Annotated in this window: 15 protein-coding genes and 1 tRNA gene; 5 read left to right on the forward strand and 11 right to left on the reverse strand. The window is 54.1% G+C overall.

All coding sequences use genetic code 11. The features are described from left to right. Positions 1-35: 35 nt before the first annotated feature. The 6 genes from AX755_RS15715 to prmB are packed head-to-tail and all read right to left on the reverse strand — an operon-like array spanning position 36 to position 4,587. Complete coding sequence (locus tag AX755_RS15715; RefSeq protein ID WP_013098147.1) at positions 36-314, reverse strand: YfcL family protein; 279 nt, start codon at positions 312-314, stop codon at positions 36-38. Positions 315-327: 13 nt separating this feature from the next. After that, entirely contained in the window at positions 328-873 is a 546-nt protein-coding gene (locus AX755_RS15720) for an elongation factor P hydroxylase (RefSeq protein ID WP_013098148.1), read from the reverse strand. Then, the gene (locus tag AX755_RS15725) at positions 870-1,682 is read right to left on the reverse strand and encodes a sulfite exporter TauE/SafE family protein (RefSeq protein WP_013098149.1); all 813 of its coding nucleotides are present in this window, start codon (positions 1,680-1,682) and stop codon (positions 870-872) included. The genes AX755_RS15720 and AX755_RS15725 overlap by 4 nt, the downstream gene beginning before the upstream one ends. Next, on the reverse strand, positions 1,682-2,506 hold the full coding sequence (mepA, locus tag AX755_RS15730; protein ID WP_062857055.1) for a penicillin-insensitive murein endopeptidase: 825 nt from the start codon (positions 2,504-2,506) through the stop codon (positions 1,682-1,684). The genes AX755_RS15725 and mepA overlap by 1 nt, the downstream gene beginning before the upstream one ends. Positions 2,507-2,508: 2 nt before the next feature. After that, positions 2,509-3,594, reverse strand: coding sequence for a chorismate synthase (gene aroC / locus AX755_RS15735; protein WP_023619788.1), 1,086 nt, complete (start codon positions 3,592-3,594; stop codon positions 2,509-2,511). A 60-nt stretch (positions 3,595-3,654) separates the two neighbouring features. Next, positions 3,655-4,587 (reverse strand): 50S ribosomal protein L3 N(5)-glutamine methyltransferase, encoded by a 933-nt coding sequence (gene prmB / locus AX755_RS15740; RefSeq protein ID WP_013098152.1) that lies wholly within the window; start codon positions 4,585-4,587, stop codon positions 3,655-3,657. Positions 4,588-4,732: 145 nt separating this feature from the next. Here prmB and smrB point away from each other — a divergent pair, with 145 nt between their 5' ends. Further along, positions 4,733-5,284: an endonuclease SmrB gene (smrB, locus tag AX755_RS15745; protein ID WP_013098153.1), complete on the forward strand. Its 552-nt coding sequence runs from the start codon at positions 4,733-4,735 to the stop codon at positions 5,282-5,284. 46 nt (positions 5,285-5,330) lie between these two features. Here smrB and sixA read toward each other — a convergent pair whose 3' ends face one another. The 4 genes from sixA to AX755_RS15765 all read right to left on the reverse strand — a co-directional run bounded on the left by sixA (position 5,331) and on the right by AX755_RS15765 (position 9,992). Next, the gene (sixA, locus tag AX755_RS15750) at positions 5,331-5,816 is read right to left on the reverse strand and encodes a phosphohistidine phosphatase SixA (protein WP_014832802.1); all 486 of its coding nucleotides are present in this window, start codon (positions 5,814-5,816) and stop codon (positions 5,331-5,333) included. A 208-nt stretch (positions 5,817-6,024) separates the two neighbouring features. Further along, positions 6,025-8,172, reverse strand: coding sequence for a fatty acid oxidation complex subunit alpha FadJ (gene fadJ / locus AX755_RS15755; RefSeq protein WP_062857056.1), 2,148 nt, complete (start codon positions 8,170-8,172; stop codon positions 6,025-6,027). Further along, a complete protein-coding gene (gene fadI, locus AX755_RS15760) occupies positions 8,172-9,482 on the reverse strand; it encodes an acetyl-CoA C-acyltransferase FadI (protein ID WP_062857057.1) in 1,311 nt (436 codons plus the stop codon). Before fadI ends, fadJ begins: the two co-directional genes overlap by 1 nt. A gap of 225 nt (positions 9,483-9,707) precedes the next feature. Next, positions 9,708-9,992, reverse strand: a complete 285-nt coding sequence (locus AX755_RS15765; protein WP_023619789.1) for a YfcZ/YiiS family protein — start codon at positions 9,990-9,992, stop codon at positions 9,708-9,710. A 372-nt stretch (positions 9,993-10,364) separates the two neighbouring features. Here AX755_RS15765 and fadL point away from each other — a divergent pair, with 372 nt between their 5' ends. Continuing rightward, complete coding sequence (gene fadL, locus AX755_RS15770) at positions 10,365-11,687, forward strand: long-chain fatty acid transporter FadL (RefSeq protein WP_014832806.1); 1,323 nt, start codon at positions 10,365-10,367, stop codon at positions 11,685-11,687. A 45-nt stretch (positions 11,688-11,732) separates the two neighbouring features. Here the strand turns inward: fadL and mlaA are convergent, their stop codons facing one another. Then, positions 11,733-12,485 (reverse strand): phospholipid-binding lipoprotein MlaA, encoded by a 753-nt coding sequence (gene mlaA / locus AX755_RS15775; protein WP_013098159.1) that lies wholly within the window; start codon positions 12,483-12,485, stop codon positions 11,733-11,735. 315 nt (positions 12,486-12,800) lie between these two features. On the opposite strand from mlaA, the gene AX755_RS15780 reads away from it, so the two are divergent. The 3 genes from AX755_RS15780 (at position 12,801) to AX755_RS15790 (ending at position 15,255) form a co-directional block, all read left to right on the forward strand. Beyond that, positions 12,801-13,730 (forward strand): formate/nitrite transporter family protein, encoded by a 930-nt coding sequence (locus AX755_RS15780; protein ID WP_013098160.1) that lies wholly within the window; start codon positions 12,801-12,803, stop codon positions 13,728-13,730. A gap of 75 nt (positions 13,731-13,805) precedes the next feature. Continuing rightward, positions 13,806-13,880, forward strand: a tRNA-Arg gene (locus tag AX755_RS15785). A 175-nt stretch (positions 13,881-14,055) separates the two neighbouring features. Beyond that, complete coding sequence (locus AX755_RS15790; RefSeq protein ID WP_007851503.1) at positions 14,056-15,255, forward strand: tyrosine-type recombinase/integrase; 1,200 nt, start codon at positions 14,056-14,058, stop codon at positions 15,253-15,255. Positions 15,256-15,344 lie beyond the last annotated feature (89 nt).

A 15,344-nucleotide genomic window follows, 5' to 3' on the forward strand; every position in this document is an offset into this window, starting at 1 on the left:
GTGCCCTCTCCCACCGGGAGAGGGAGGTGAAACGCTTACTTCGCTTTCGCCTGCTGGAACAGGTTGTCCCACATACCCAGCACCAGAGACTGGTCGCGGGGAGAAAGCTCGCCCGCCTGGATGGCTTTTTCCAGGCTGCGGCTCACTTCATCATGAATGGCCTCGGCAGAGTGATCGTCCCCGGCTTCCAGCTCGGCAACGGCCAGCGTCAGGTGACCACGCAGATAACCGCTGGCGAACAGCTCATCATCACTGGCGTGTTCCACCATGTCATCAATTAACGCCAGAATGCGTGATTCAAATTCTGCGATCATCTTCTTTCCTCTGTTAAAGATCTTCCGGCCACGGGAAGCATTCCGCCGTGATCTCCGGCGTATGGTAATAATTCTGTAAAGCCTTGATCAGGCGTGCCGGGCGTTCCGGGATGCCTTTCTCAAGATACTCCATCACCTGCGCATGTACGCGGCGCTGGAAGAGAATACGGTCTGGCTCGAAATCCCCTTCGAGATTGTCACAGCTGACGTTGAACGGGAAACCCGCCGCCACGCAGAACAGCCACTCCAGCGCCTGCGGTTTGACTTCCACATCTTCAAACTGACCCTGCGTGGCCGCGTCACGTCCGTCCGGACAGTACCAGTAACCAAAGTCCACCAGCTCGCGACGCGCTTTTCCCGCAATGCACCAGTGTGAAATCTCATGCAGGCCACTGGCGTAAAAACCATGCGCAAACACGATGCGGTTATAGGGCACCTCTGCATCAGCAGGAAGATAGATCGGTTCGTCGTCGCCTTTAATCAGACGGGTATTAAAATCATCAGCAAAACAGCCGTCAAAAATCTCAATCAGCTGTTCATAGTTATGCGTACTGTTCATGCGTTCATCCCCAGCCAGGTGAGGATCTCCTGTCCATGGCTGTCATAAAGAAGCTTGGCGCTCATCACCGCCGAGACGATGACGATCATCGGGCGAATCAGCTTCTGTCCTTTGCTTAATACCAGACGCGAGCCCGCGCGCGCGCCTAAAAACTGCCCCGCCATCATCACAAACCCGGTTGCCCAGATAACCTTGCCGCCGATGATAAACAGCAGCAGGCCGCCGACGTTCGAGGTGGCATTCAGCACTTTAGCGTGGGCGGTAGATTTGGCGAGGTTAAATCCGGCCAGCGTGACAAACGCCAGGGCATAGAACGACCCGGCGCCTGGGCCAAAGAAGCCATCGTAAAACCCGACGCAGCCGCCTGCGATAAGCGCGAACGGCAGACCATGCAGCCGACGCTGCCTGTCCTCTTCACCAAGCTTTGGCATCAGCAGAAAGTAGAGGCCAATACAGATGACCAGCACCGGCAGGATCTGACGCAGAATGTCAGACTGTACGTGCTGAACCAACAGCGCACCGGAGGTTGAGCCGATGAAGGTCATCAGAATATTGAGCTTCTGATCGGCAAGATTAACCACCTTACGGCGAATAAAATAGAGCGACGCGGAAAGGGACCCGCCGCAGGCCTGAAGCTTGTTGGTGGCAAGCGCCTGAGCCGGGCTCATGCCCGCCGCCAGCAGCGCCGGAACGGTAAGCAATCCGCCACCGCCCGCGAGGGCATCGATAAAACCGGCCAGCATTGCCACAAAGAACAGCACCACCAGCAGCAGCGGTGACACCATAAACAGGTCGACGAAATTATCCATTAAAGTACATGCTCATCCAGTAGCGCCTGGCAGGAAGGCGGCAACGGAGGCGGTGTCTTCTTCTCAGGCTTAGAGGTTCCAGGTTTTGCCGGTTCAAACCAGCTTTGCAGTTCCGCACCGCAGCCATCGCCTGGCGGTGGTAGCGGCTGATCTTCACATTCCAGACTGTTTGCCGGGCAGCGCAGACGTACGTGCATATGCGCACGATGCTGGAACCACGGACGCACTTTGCGCAGCCAGTCGCGATCGGTTCCCTCATCCATGCAGAGCTGCTGCTTGATGGCCGGGTTAACGAAGATCCGCGTGACCTCGTTGTCCTTCGCTGCCAGCTTAATCAGGCTGAAAACATCCGGGGTCCACAGCGACGGCACAACGCTTTTGCCGTCGCGCGCCACCAGATCCAGCGCCTGCGGCTTCAGCAGTTGTGCCGAGGTCCAGCGCGTTTTAGGCAACTGCAGGAAAATATCCACATCCAGCCCGGTCTGGTGACTGGCGTGCCCACCGTTGAAACGACCGCCAGCAGGCATACCCATATCGCCAATCAGCATCGTACCCAGCCCCAGGTTATGCACCTGGTTGCCCAGACGCTGGATAAACAGCACCAGATCCGGGTGGCCGAAGTAACGACGCTGGTCGGTACGCATCACCTGATAAGTATCCGACTGCAGAGGAAGTTCCTGCGCACCAACGATACAGCCATTGGAGAACGCACCAATCGACTGCGCGCTTCCCGCCACCGGGTGAGTGATTTTTTGCCATGGCGTGGCGGCCAGACTGGCCCCACTGGCGAGTAGCGCCAGCAGAGCAATTGCGGTTTTTTTCATAGTTACCAGCGTGGAATGGTGGTCGTCACATCCGCATTCTGCGCACGCTGGCGCAGGAAGTGATCCATCAACACGATTGCCAGCATGGCTTCTGCGATTGGCACCGCGCGGATCCCGACGCACGGATCGTGACGTCCTTTGGTGATCATCTCAACTTCTTCACCAGAGCGGTTAATCGTGTGGCCCGGCACGGTAATACTGGACGTTGGCTTCAGCGCGATATTGGCAATAATTTGCTGCCCGCTGCTGATGCCGCCGAGAATGCCACCCGCATGGTTGCTCTGGAAGCCCTCTTTTGTAATTTCGTCACGGTTCTGGCTGCCGCGAAGCTGAACCACGTCAAAACCGTCGCCAATTTCGACGCCCTTCACCGCATTGATGCTCATCAGCGCGTGGGCAATGTCCGCGTCCAGACGGTCAAATACAGGCTCACCCCAGCCTGGCGGTACGCCGTCAGCCACCACGGTCACTTTTGCACCGATAGAGTCGCCCTCTTTTTTCAGGCCACGCATCAGCTCGTCCAGCGCCTCCAGCTTCTCAACATCAGCACAGAAGAACGGGTTTTGTTCAACCTGCTCCCAGTCTTTAATGGCCAGCGGAATGTCACCCATCTGGGTCAGGCACCCGCGGATCACGATGCCAAATTTCTGCTGCAGGTATTTCTTGGCAATCGCCCCTGCGGCGACGCGCATCGCAGTTTCACGGGCGGAGGAGCGTCCACCGCCGCGATAGTCGCGAAAACCGTACTTTTGTTCGTAGGTGTAGTCAGCGTGGCCTGGACGGAACACATCCTTGATGGCACCGTAGTCCTGAGAACGTTGGTCGGTGTTTTCAATCAGCAGACCAATACTGGTCCCGGTGGTACGGCCTTCAAAAACGCCTGAGAGAATTTTGACCTGGTCCGGCTCGCGACGCTGCGTGGTGTAGCGAGAGGTGCCCGGACGACGACGGTCAAGGTCGTGCTGTAAATCGGCTTCGGTGAGTTCGATGCCTGGCGGTACGCCGTCAACGATACAGCCCAGTGCCAGCCCGTGCGACTCACCAAAGGTGGTCACGCGGAATATTTGTCCAATACTGTTTCCTGCCATCACGGCTCCGATGTCGTTATTTGTGTGTGAGCGTTGTGAAACGGGCCGAAGCCCGCTGGATTAATCTTTGTAGATGCTGAAATGTTCGCGCGCGTCGAGCAGCTGCGCTTTGGTCAGCATAAAGACGCCGTCACCGCCGTTGTCGAACTCAAGCCAGGTGAATGGCACATCCGGGTACTGCTCTATCAGATGTACCATGCTGTTGCCCACTTCACAAATCAGAACACCGTCGTCGGTCAGATAATCCGGTGCGCAGGCCAGAATGCGGCGGGTCAGCTTCAGGCCGTCAGAACCCGATGCCAGGCCCAATTCTGGCTCGTGACGATATTCGTTCGGCAGATCGGACATATCTTCCGCATCCACGTACGGCGGGTTGGTTACGATCAGATCGTACTGCAGCGTCGGCAGGTCACGGAACAGATCGGAGCGGATAGGCGTAACATGGTGGATCAGCCCGTGTTCTTCAATGTTGTGCTCGGTTACCGCCAGCGCGTCGGTGGAGATGTCCACCGCGTCCACTTCCGCTTCCGGGAAGGCATAAGCGCAGGCAATGGCAATGCAGCCGCTGCCGGTACACATATCCAGAATGTGCTGCGGTTGACGGTTAATCAGCCCTTCGAAGTGGTTGTTGATCAGCTCACCAATCGGCGAGCGCGGCACCAGCACGCGTTCATCAACATAGAATTCGTGACCGCAGAACCAGGCTTTGTTGGTCAGATAGGCTACCGGAATACGCTCGTTCACGCGGCGGATCACACGCTCAACGATGCGGTGCTTTTCGCTGGAGGTCAGACGCGCGGTGCGCATGTCTTCCGGAATATCGAGCGGCAGGTAGAGAGAAGGCAGCACCAGTTGAACAGCTTCATCCCACGGGTTATCCGTACCGTGTCCGTACCAGATATTGGCGGCGCTGAAGCGGCTAACCGACCAGCGCAACATGTCCTGTATGGTATGCAGCTCGTTTACTGCTTCATCGACAAAAATTTTATCCACTCTTTCCTCCAGGGCATGCTCGCATAATTTTCGGCGGCTAGTTTGCCATGAAGACGGCGATAAATCAGCAATGACGCATACCGCTTGAGGTTAAAAAATGCGTTTAGTCGGGTACACTATCGGAAATACGAGATGAGAACGACGAATGAAAAAGAAAACATCGCTCAGCGAGGAGGATCAGGCGCTCTTCCGTCAGCTCATGACCGGGACGCGTCAAATCAAGCAGGACACCATTGTCCACCGGCCGATGCGCAAAAAAGTCAGCGAAGTACCGGTCAAAAGGCTATTGCAGGAGCAGGCGGATAATAGCCACTATTTTTCCGATGAGTTTCAGCCGCTGCTTAACACGCAGGGTGCGGTCAAGTACGTTCGCGAAGATGTCAGCCACTTTGAGCTGAAAAAATTACGCCGGGGAGATTATTCACCCGAGCTGTTTCTCGATTTGCATGGTTTGACGCAGATGCAGGCGAAACAGGAGCTGGGGGCGTTGATTGCCGCCTGTCGCCGCGAACATGTGTTTTGTGCCTGCGTGATGCACGGCCACGGTAAACATGTTCTTAAGCAACAGACGCCGCTGTGGCTGGCTCAGCATCCACACGTGATGGCGTTTCATCAGGCGCCCAAAGAGTACGGCGGAGATGCCGCCTTGCTGGTGTTGATTGAGGTTGAGGAGTGGCAACCGCCAGAACTGCCCTGAGAACATGGCGGGAGGCATAGTGGCTCCCGCCTTATCGCACGTCACCTCAGATTGCTTTCGCCATCCGGAGATTGCATGGACTCATTTGCCAGTTGAAGACCCCTTTGCCGGTTTCGTCGAGGGTGACGTTGGCAATGGCGGAGGTTGTAAACATCGGTGGCGTCTCGCCCGGGCACAGTTCAGATACCAGATAGCCAACCAGTGGCAGGTGGGAAATGACCAGTGCAGAAGCGACACCTTCATTGCACAGCGCCTGCAGGTAGGCACTGACAAGGCCGACATCACCACACGGCGTGAGTTCAGGGAGAACATCCACGCTGGTCGGCAGGTTCATGCACTCCCCTACCACATCCAGCGTCTGTTCAGCACGCAGGAACGGACTCACCAGAACGCGTTCAATGTCCACTTTTTGACCTTTAAGCCAGTTCGCCATCTGACGAGATTCGTCGCAGCCGCAGACGGTTAAAGGACGTACTGAGTCACTGGCGGCATCGAGTGCCGCGTCGCCGTGACGCATGATAAAAACTTGCATATTGCACCGCTTTTGTTAACCAGAATCACCGGCGTTAACTACCCGCGATTAATGCTTGAGGTAGAAAACCCGATGGCCGGGCATTGTGCCTGATCCATTCGGTGAATGAAACGCTGTTTTTTACCTCAATGGCGTAAGTATAGTCAATCTCTGTTTACAAAATCGCCAAATCAGATTCATTCACCGCCGGATTTACCCTTCTTTGACCTCAACTTACGAGGACAGTTTCCCTTGCTGGCCAAAATGTCTGGCCCCGTTCCGCCATCTGCAATAATTCGTCACAGGGTGTAAACCGGGGACCATACTGCGTGGCAAGACGTTGCAGAATCGCAACCACTTCACCCGCTCCGAGGGTGTCCATGTAACGGAACGGGCCGCCAAGGAACGGCGGGAAACCAATACCAAATACGGCGCCAATATCGCCATCGCGTGCGCTTTTAATCACCTGCTCGCCAAAACAGCGTGCGGCTTCATTAAGCATCATCATCACACAGCGTTCAGCACACTGAACGGCAGACAGTTTCGCCTGTCCGGTTGTTGGGATAAGCCCATAGACCGAAGGGTCGACCTGTTTCTTGCTTTTACGCCCTTTTGCACCGTAAAGATAGAAACCGCGTTCATTTTTTCTGCCTTTGCGATCGTCCTTCAAAATTGCAGAAACAATGTTTGCAGGCGGGCTAAAACGCTCGCCATATGCGGCCTCCAGCACAGGTATAATTTTAGTGCCGGTGTCTATTCCTACCTCATCCAAAAGTTGGATTGGGCCAACGGGGAAACCAAACTTGACCAGCGCCTCGTCGACGTGTTCGATCTTCTCCCCTTCCACCAGCAGGCGCATCGCTTCGTTGATATACGGCGCTAGAATGCGGTTGACGTAGAATCCCGCTTTATCCGCCACGACGATCGGGGTTTTGCCCTGCTTTTTCGCCAGTTTCACTACCGTAGAGACAGTCTGCGGGCTGGTTGACGCGTGTGGAATAACCTCAACCAGCGGCATTTTTTCAACCGGACTAAAAAAGTGCAGGCCAATCACCTGCTCAGGACGAGCGGCTTTCGCTGCGATATCACCAATCGGTAATGAAGAGGTATTCGAGGCGAAAATCGTGTGCGGCGCACAATGTTGCTCAACGTCCGCAACCATCTGCTGCTTAAGCGCCAGGTCTTCAAACACCGCTTCAATGACCAGATCGCGATGGGCAAAACCACGGTAGTCCGTAGTGCCGCTGATCATGGCCACGGTTTTATCCCGCTCGCTTGCCTTGATATGGCGGCGTTTAACCTTCCGATCAAGGTTCTGCCAGCTGTACTGCAGCGCGTGGTTAATCCCTTTCGGGTTGATGTCTTTGATACGTACGGGCAATTTGGCTTTGCTGGCTGTGACAAACGCAATGCCGCCGCCCATCAGTCCGCCCCCGAGAACGCCAACGGCGTTGAGCGGCGCAGGTTCAGCGTCACTGCCCGGATCTTTTTTAACGTCAGTGCTGGCAAAGAAGATGCTGCGCAACGCCTGCGATTGCGGCGTCATCGCCAGTTCACCAAAGGCTTTTGCCTCCGCGGCATAACCGCTGCTGCTGCCCTGCGACAACCCGGTTTCAATCACCTCAAGAATGCGCTTCGCCGCCGGATAGTTGCCTTTGGTCTTTTGTTCGGTTTTCTTGCCCACCATGCTAAACAGCAGCGCCCGCCCCAGCGGCCCGGCCAGGACGCGCTCACGCACCGGCAGAACACGTCTTGCCTGACGTCCCTTCAGCGCCAGCTCTACGGCGGCTTCCAGCAAAATGGCATGCGGAACGACGTCATCAACCAGCCCCGCTTTCAGCGCCTGATGGGCGCGCAGCTGTTTGCCAGTTAAGATCATCTCCAGCGCTGTACTAACGCCAACCAGCCGCGGCAGACGCTGCGTTCCACCGGAGCCGGGAAGCAGCCCAAGCTGTACTTCCGGCAACCCAAGAACGGTTTTCGCGTCGTCAGTACAAATACGACTGTGACAGGCCAGCGCCAGCTCCAGCCCACCGCCCAGGCATGCACCGTGGATCGCGGCGATCGCCGGGATCGGCAGCGAATGGATCTCCGCCATCACCTGCTGCCCCTGGCGCGCCAGATCTTCCGCCTCCTGCGCGCTTTGCGCCCGGGCGATCATGTTGATATCGGCCCCGGCAATAAAGTTGTCTGGCTTTGCCGAGATAAACACCAGGCCGCGAATCGCTTTGTTCTCGCGGATCTGCTTTAACATCTCGCGCACCTGAACGCCAAATTCCGCCTTCAGGGTATTCATCTTTTCGTCGGGGACATCAATGGTAATCACAGCCACGTTATCGAGGCGAACCGTCAGATTAAATGCAGATGCCATTGCCATTATTCAGCCTCCAGAACCATTGCTGCCCCAAGACCGCCCGCCGCGCAGGCGGTGACGAGGCCAAAACCGCCGCCACGGCGACGTAACTCATGTAATGTTTGGGTGATCATCCTTGCGCCCGTTGCCGCAAACGGATGACCGTAGGCGATAGAGCCGCCCAGTACGTTAAATTTGCTTTGGTCCACTTCTCCAGTGGCATGGGCGCGGCCAAGCACATCGCGAGCAAAACGTTCGCTGGCCAGTAGCTGGACGTTGGCCAGGGTTTGTGCGGCAAAGGCCTCGTGCATATCAATCAGCGTTAAATCAGCGAGGGTCAACCCTGCGCGATCCAGTGCCAGCGGCGTGGACCAGGCCGGGCCTAACAGCATGTCCTGCCAGACGTCGATCGCCGTGAACGCGTAGCTGCGCAGATAACCGAGCGGGGTAAGACCCAGCTCTTTGGCTCGCGATTCGGTCATCAGGATCACCGCGGCAGCACCATCCGTCAGCGGAGTACTGTTGGCGGCCGTAACGGTGCCGTGTTTGCGGTCGAATGCAGGACGCAGTCTGGCATAGTCCGCCAGCGTCGAGGTGCCACGAATGTTGTTATCTTCCACCAGCGGTTCGCGGTAAGGCGGGATATACGCGGTCATCACCTCGTCGTTCAGCTTGCCTTCCGACCAGGCTTTCGCCGCCAACTGATGGGAACGGTGAGCCAGCGCATCCTGCTGCTCCCGGGTAATGCCGTAGGTTTTGGCCATCTGCTCGGCGGTGTCGCCCATGCGCAGGCCGGTGGAGTATTCAGCCACCGCAGGTGGAACAGGCATCAGGTCACGAAGGCGTAAACGCGAGAAGAGCTTGAGTTTTTGCCCGGCGGTGCGCGCTTTATTTGCATCCACCAGAATGCGGGCCAGCTTTTTACTGACCCCTATCGGCAGCACGGAGGATGAGTCTGCCCCGCCGGCGATCCCGGCGCGGATGGTGCCCGCCATCAGGCTTTCGGCCACGTTTGCCACCGCCTGAAAGCTGGTTGCACACGCACGGCTGACGCTGTAAGCATCCGTATGCACGTTCATTCCGGTGCCGAGGACAATTTCTCGTGCAATATTGGGGGCTTCTGGCATCTGAACAACCTGGCCAAAAACCAGCTGCTCAATGGCGTCAGGCGGTATTTCGCTGCGAGCCAGCATCTCCCCCACCACCATTTTCCCCAGATCGACGGCCGGTATGCCGTGAAACGCTGTCGCCTGACGCACAAACGGCGTACGCAATCCACTGACAATGGCAATGCGGTCACCTTGTCGGGTGATAAGCGGTAATGCCTGACTCATAACATTCCCCTGTAAAAATTTTTGCAAACATAAAGTGGTCTGACCTGATAAATAGTCTTAACCATTTTTTTACATTCAGCCAATTGGGGAAACGAAAAAATGCGAACTAAAACACAGAGAAGAAAAAAGAAAATGCCCCGAGGTAAAAACAAAACGGTAACCCACAGGTTACCGTTTTGAGTGTTTGCACCCTCACCCGTAGGAGAGGGCATCAGGCCGCGGAGATTAACGCAGACCGAGTTGGAAAATCAGCGTTTCAGCTTCGCAGGCGAAGATAAAGTCGATATCCAGCTTCACGCCGCCGTCCACTTCCGTGAAGGTGGACTTGATTTCACACGGATCGGATTCTACGTCGCGCGCGCGCTTGCTCAGCGCCGCCAGGGTTTCTTCCGCTTCGGCACGATTGGTGAACACGCGGCTGTAAGAGGCGGTGCAATCGGAGTTGTCCATGATGGTACCAACATCCATACAGCAGCAAACCGGGGTTTCATCAGCACTGCATTTACTCATATCTCAATTTCCTCTGTATTCGCGCAGGACGCGAGACAAACACGATGCTGATATTTTACGCCCCGATGCAGACGCTCTCCAGCCGTTAATGGCGCAAAACGGGATAAGTGACCAATATCACACTAAAAAATGATCTAAAACAAAATTCGCCCTTTTGGGTGAGTCGTGATGGTCACATTTTTGCCAACCAGATCTCGTTTCAAGAAACATGTTTGAAAATATTAATAAACAAACTTGCAACATTCTAGCTGGTCAGACCTATACTCTGGCCACTGGTCTGATTTGTATGTCATACCTCAGACCCTACACTTCGCGCTCCTGTTACGGTATGTAACAATTATTGAATAAAAATAACTCAATGAGGTTATGGTCATGAGCCAGAAAACCCTGTTCAACAAGACTGCGCTGGCAGTCGCAGTGGCAATCGTCTCTACGTCCGCCTGGTCAGCGGGCTTCCAGTTAAACGAATTTTCTTCCTCTGGCCTTGGCCGTGCGTATTCCGGGGAAGGTGCAATTGCTGATGATGCAGGTAACGCCAGTCGTAACCCTGCGCTGATCATGATGTTTGATCGCCCAACGTTCTCAGCGGGCGCCATCTTTGTTGATCCGGGTGTGGATATTACGGGCCGTTCCCCGAGCGGAGCCAGCCTGAATTCCGATAACATCGCACCAACGGCCTGGGTGCCAAACCTGCACTTCGTCGCGCCAATCAACGACCAGTTTGGCTGGGGTGCATCCGTAACCTCTAACTATGGTTTAGCTACCGAGTTTAATAACGACTACGCAGCAGGAGCCTATGGCGGTAAGACCGACCTTGAGACTCTGAACCTGAACCTGAGCGGTGCTTACCGTCTGAACAGTAACTGGAGCTTCGGCGTTGGCTTTGATGCCGTTTACGCTAAAGCGAAAATCGAACGTTACGCGGGCGATCTCGGCAAAATCGTTGCGGGCTCCGGCGCACTGCCGCCGCCTCTGGCACAACAGGTTGCAGGGATCCCGGCAGACACCCAGATCGCCTATCTGAAGGGTGACGAGTGGGGCTTTGGCTGGAACGCCGGTATCCTTTATGAACTCGATAAAAACAACCGTTACGGTTTCACCTACCGTTCCGAAGTGAAAATCGACTTTGACGGCGACTACAAGAGCAGCCTGCCTTCTGCTTATAACCAGATCCTCGGCACCTTCGGCCTGCCAATGGGCACCGATGGCCGTACCACTGGCGGTTCTCTGAGTCTGCACTTACCGGAAATGTGGGAATTGTCCGGTTATAACCGCGTGGCACCACAGTGGGCGATTCACTATAGCCTGACCTACACCAGCTGGAGCCAGTTCCAGGAGCTGAAAGCGACCAACAGCAAAGGCGACACGCTGTTCTATAAAGATGAAAGCTTCCGTGATGCCTACCGCATCGCACTGGGTACCACCTACTATATGGATGACAACTGGACGTTCCGTACCGGTATTGCCTTCGATGATAGCCCGGTTCCGGCTGACAAACGTTCTATCTCCATTCCGGATCAGGACCGCTTCTGGCTGAGCGCCGGTGCGACCTATGCATTCAACAAAGATGCCTCTGTCGATGCGGGTGTTTCGTATATGCACGGTCAAAAAGTCAGCTTCAAGGAAGGTCCGTATGAGTTCTCTTCCGAAGGTAAAGCCTGGCTGTATGGCCTGAACTTCAACTACGCGTTCTAATTCGCGCAGGGATCAAAAAAGGTGAGCATCGCTCACCTTTTTTATTTATTCCGAATCGATATCTTTTAATTCGTTCTCGATTGCCTTCGCGTTTGGATTCTCTTCCGGCTTCAGCTTGCCACCATTGGCAATAAAGTCATGATTCTGGAAGTAAGCTTCACGCACCATGATGTATGGATCGGAAGACTGACGCAGCAGACCGTCGGAATCGAGCAGTTGCGCACGTGTTTCAATCCCTTCTACCGTCCATTTACCAATCGACAGCGGCCAGGTCAGCCACGAAAGAACCGGATAAAGCGTATCCACCATATCACCGCCATCATCACGCACGGTAAAGCTGCCATAGAACGGCAGATGAACGTACGGGCCGTAACCGACGCCATAATGACCCAGCGTACTCCCGAAGCGGTGCGGCTGTTCACGCTGCAGTTTCGGGTTCGCCATGCCGGCGACATCGATAAAGCCCCCCATCCCCAGCAGGGAGTTCAGGAAGAAGCGAGTAAAGTGCACCATCCCCTGATACGGATCGCCTTGCAGGAAGTAGTTGACCATCACCGCTGGCTCTTCAAGGTTACTGGTGAAATTGCTCAACCCGTTACGCGCAGGCTGGGGAACATAATCACGCCATGCAACCGCCACCGGGCGAACCACATACGGATCCAGCACGTTATAGTTGAAGCTATACATTGAGCGGTTAAATCCTTCGAGAGGATCGGAGCGTCCCGTTTGCTCCCCGGAGCTGGCGCAGCCCACAAGCATCGTCGCGCCCAGCGCAAGCGCCGACAGCCGAAGTTTCATAAAATTCTCCCTGTTCAGTATGGCTATCGTTGATTGCCATCCGTAACGGAGCATTTGATGCTCCGTCTGTAAACGTGCAAGTGATTGTATCAGCACGTTTACCGATGTCTATGAGCACAATTACGGGCAGTAACCACCGTCACTCTGATCTCAGCATAGCCTGGCTTTTAGAATTCGTTTCGCTGGCAATTTTATAATGGCTTTGAATGAGATGTCTCACCTTTGTTGCCATTACCCTCACTTTAAGAGCATCCCCACGGGCATTTTGTTAAAAGCCGCTACGCTTAAAAGAAAGAACACCCAACTGGAGCGGTTATGAAAGACGTGGGCGAAGAGAAAATTGGCGAGAGCAATGAAGAACTTGAAATTGAGAGCGAGGAAAAAGAGCGCGGTGAAAAGATAGAGATTGATGAAGATCGCCTTCCCTCCCGCGCGATGGCGATCCATGAACATATCCGTCAGGATGGGGAAAAGGAGATGGAGCGCGATGCCATGGCCCTGCTGTGGTCCGCTATCGCGGCAGGCCTCTCGATGGGGGCATCGCTACTTGCAAAGGGCATTTTCCATGTGCAGCTTGAAGGTGTACCCGGTGGCTTTTTGCTGGAGAACCTGGGCTACACCTTCGGCTTTATCATCGTCATTATGGCCCGCCAGCAGCTTTTTACTGAAAACACGGTTACCGCCGTTCTGCCGGTCATGCAAAACCCGACCCTGGGTAACTTTGGCTTACTGATGCGTCTGTGGAGCGTGGTCCTGCTGGGCAACCTTATCGGCACAGGTATCGCCGCCTGGGCGTTTGAATATATGCCGATATTTGATGAACCCACCCGGGATGCGTTTGTGAAAATCGGAATGGATGTGATGAAAAACACGCCCGTGGAGATGTTCTCTAACGCCATTATCTCTGGCTGGATTATCGCGACAATGGTCTGGATGTTCCCTTCCGCAGGCAGCGCCAAAATTGTGGTAATCATATTAATGACGTGGCTGATTGCGCTGGCCGACACCACCCATATCGTGGTGGGTACTGTAGAAATCCTCTATCTGGTGTTTAACGGCACGCTTCACTGGACCGATTTCTTCTGGCCATTTGCACTGCCCACGCTTGCGGGCAACATCTGCGGCGGAACCTTTATTTTTGCGCTGTTGAGTCATGCCCAGATCCGTAACGACATGTCTAATAAGCGTAAAGCCGAGCTGAAAGCGCAGGAAAATGATGAAAAGTCGGCAAATAAATCGGCCTGAATGGTGACTCTTTGAGCAGTCGGGCGGCAATGCGCTTAACGCAAAGTGTAAATAACGGTATACTCGTGCCGCCTCGTCCCCTTAGTTAAATGGATATAACGAGCCCCTCCTAAGGGCTAGTTGCAGGTTCGATTCCTGCAGGGGACACCAGATATAACTCTCCTGATGTCTACCGAATTCAATAAAAACCTTTTATAATCAGCCATAACCCCTCTTCTCAGGCTATGCGACGTCAACTGAAGTCTACCCATATCTACGTGAATCAATAAACGTTTGGGGGCCTAAGTGGGGGCTTATCCTGTTCAACGGAAAATGAGGCCCCCAAATGCCACTGAATGCTCGTCAGGTCGAGACTGCAAAGCCCAGAGATAAAGCCTATAAACTCGCTGATGGCGGAGGGCTCTATCTCATGGTCAATACTAACGGTTCAAAGTACTGGCGAATGAAGTATCGATTTGCCGGTAAAGAGAAAAAACTCTCGTTCGGAACCTATCCTGACATCTCACTTGCGGAAGCCCGCACTAAGCGCGATGAAGCGAGAAAAACATTGGCAAATGATAAAGATCCCGGTGAAGTTAAAAAAGCCGAACTACTTGCCCAAAAACTATCGGTTACGAATACTTTTGAAGCGATAGCGGTTGAGTGGTACAACGCAAAAGTTTCTGGCTGGTCAAAAAACTACGCTGACTATGTTAACCGGGCCTTCAAAAACAATGTATTTCCCTTTGTTGGATCGCAGCCGGTTAATGAGATAAAGCCACTGGAGCTTCTGTCTGTATTGCAGCGTATGGAAAAGCGAGGTGCGCCGGAGCTTGCCAGTAAAGTGCGCCAACGTTGTAGCGAAGTGTTCCGTTACGCTATTGTTACTGGCCGAGCCGAGTACAACCCTGCGGCTGATCTTGGTAGTGCTTTACAGGGGTACGAGAAACAACATTATCCCTTTCTTACTGCTGCTGAGCTACCCGAGTTTTTACAAAAGCTTTCACAATACACCGGCAGTCTAGTAACGCTTCTGGCGACCCGACTACTCATGCTTACGGGCTTACGAACCGTCGAATTACGTATGGCAGAATGGAGTGAAATCGACTTCGAAAACCATATCTGGGAAATACCGAAAAGTAGAATGAAGATGAGGCGACCCCACATAGTGCCCCTTTCTGCTCAATCCTTAGCAGCACTTCGGCAACTAAAGCAATTGACCGGTACTTACCAGTTTATCTTTGCAGGTCGAAACGATGTTAATAAACCAATGAGCGAAGCCAGCATCAATATGGTTATTAAAAGGATTGGTTACGATAAGAGAGCAACCGGACATGGTTTTCGTCACACCATGAGCACAATCTTGCATGAGGAAGGATTCAACACTGCTTGGATTGAGACCCAGCTCGCGCATGTGGACAAGAACGCGATTCGCGGGACCTATAACCATGCGCAGTATCTTGAAGGGAGGAAAGAGATGATGCAGTGGTATGGGGACTATTTGGATGGATTGCGATTGGATGGAAACGTTGCCAGAGTTAGTTAATGAAGATGACCTGCTCCCCGTTGATTAGTACACCCCGATGTTAGTAATGTCTTCATAAGCCACATGAGGACATCCCCATGAAGAAGCGT

The organism is Enterobacter sp. SENG-6, assembly GCF_001605945.1.
Lineage (GTDB): Bacteria > Pseudomonadota > Gammaproteobacteria > Enterobacterales > Enterobacteriaceae > Enterobacter > Enterobacter cloacae.

What these genes read in the sequence shown, in the direction of transcription:
- AX755_RS15715 (WP_013098147.1), bottom strand. Translation starts at nt 314, where the DNA reads ATGATCGCAGAATTTGAATCACGCATTCTGGCGTTAATTGATGACATG.
- AX755_RS15720 (WP_013098148.1), bottom strand. Translation starts at nt 873, where the DNA reads ATGAACAGTACGCATAACTATGAACAGCTGATTGAGATTTTTGACGGC.
- AX755_RS15725 (WP_013098149.1), bottom strand. Translation starts at nt 1,682, where the DNA reads ATGGATAATTTCGTCGACCTGTTTATGGTGTCACCGCTGCTGCTGGTG.
- mepA (WP_062857055.1), bottom strand. Translation starts at nt 2,506, where the DNA reads ATGAAAAAAACCGCAATTGCTCTGCTGGCGCTACTCGCCAGTGGGGCC.
- aroC (WP_023619788.1), bottom strand. Translation starts at nt 3,594, where the DNA reads ATGGCAGGAAACAGTATTGGACAAATATTCCGCGTGACCACCTTTGGT.
- smrB (WP_013098153.1), top strand. Translation starts at nt 4,733, where the DNA reads ATGAAAAAGAAAACATCGCTCAGCGAGGAGGATCAGGCGCTCTTCCGT.
- sixA (WP_014832802.1), bottom strand. Translation starts at nt 5,816, where the DNA reads ATGCAAGTTTTTATCATGCGTCACGGCGACGCGGCACTCGATGCCGCC.
- fadJ (WP_062857056.1), bottom strand. Translation starts at nt 8,172, where the DNA reads ATGGCAATGGCATCTGCATTTAATCTGACGGTTCGCCTCGATAACGTG.
- fadI (WP_062857057.1), bottom strand. Translation starts at nt 9,482, where the DNA reads ATGAGTCAGGCATTACCGCTTATCACCCGACAAGGTGACCGCATTGCC.
- AX755_RS15765 (WP_023619789.1), bottom strand. Translation starts at nt 9,992, where the DNA reads ATGAGTAAATGCAGTGCTGATGAAACCCCGGTTTGCTGCTGTATGGAT.
- fadL (WP_014832806.1), top strand. Translation starts at nt 10,365, where the DNA reads ATGAGCCAGAAAACCCTGTTCAACAAGACTGCGCTGGCAGTCGCAGTG.
- mlaA (WP_013098159.1), bottom strand. Translation starts at nt 12,485, where the DNA reads ATGAAACTTCGGCTGTCGGCGCTTGCGCTGGGCGCGACGATGCTTGTG.
- AX755_RS15780 (WP_013098160.1), top strand. Translation starts at nt 12,801, where the DNA reads ATGAAAGACGTGGGCGAAGAGAAAATTGGCGAGAGCAATGAAGAACTT.
- AX755_RS15790 (WP_007851503.1), top strand. Translation starts at nt 14,056, where the DNA reads ATGCCACTGAATGCTCGTCAGGTCGAGACTGCAAAGCCCAGAGATAAA.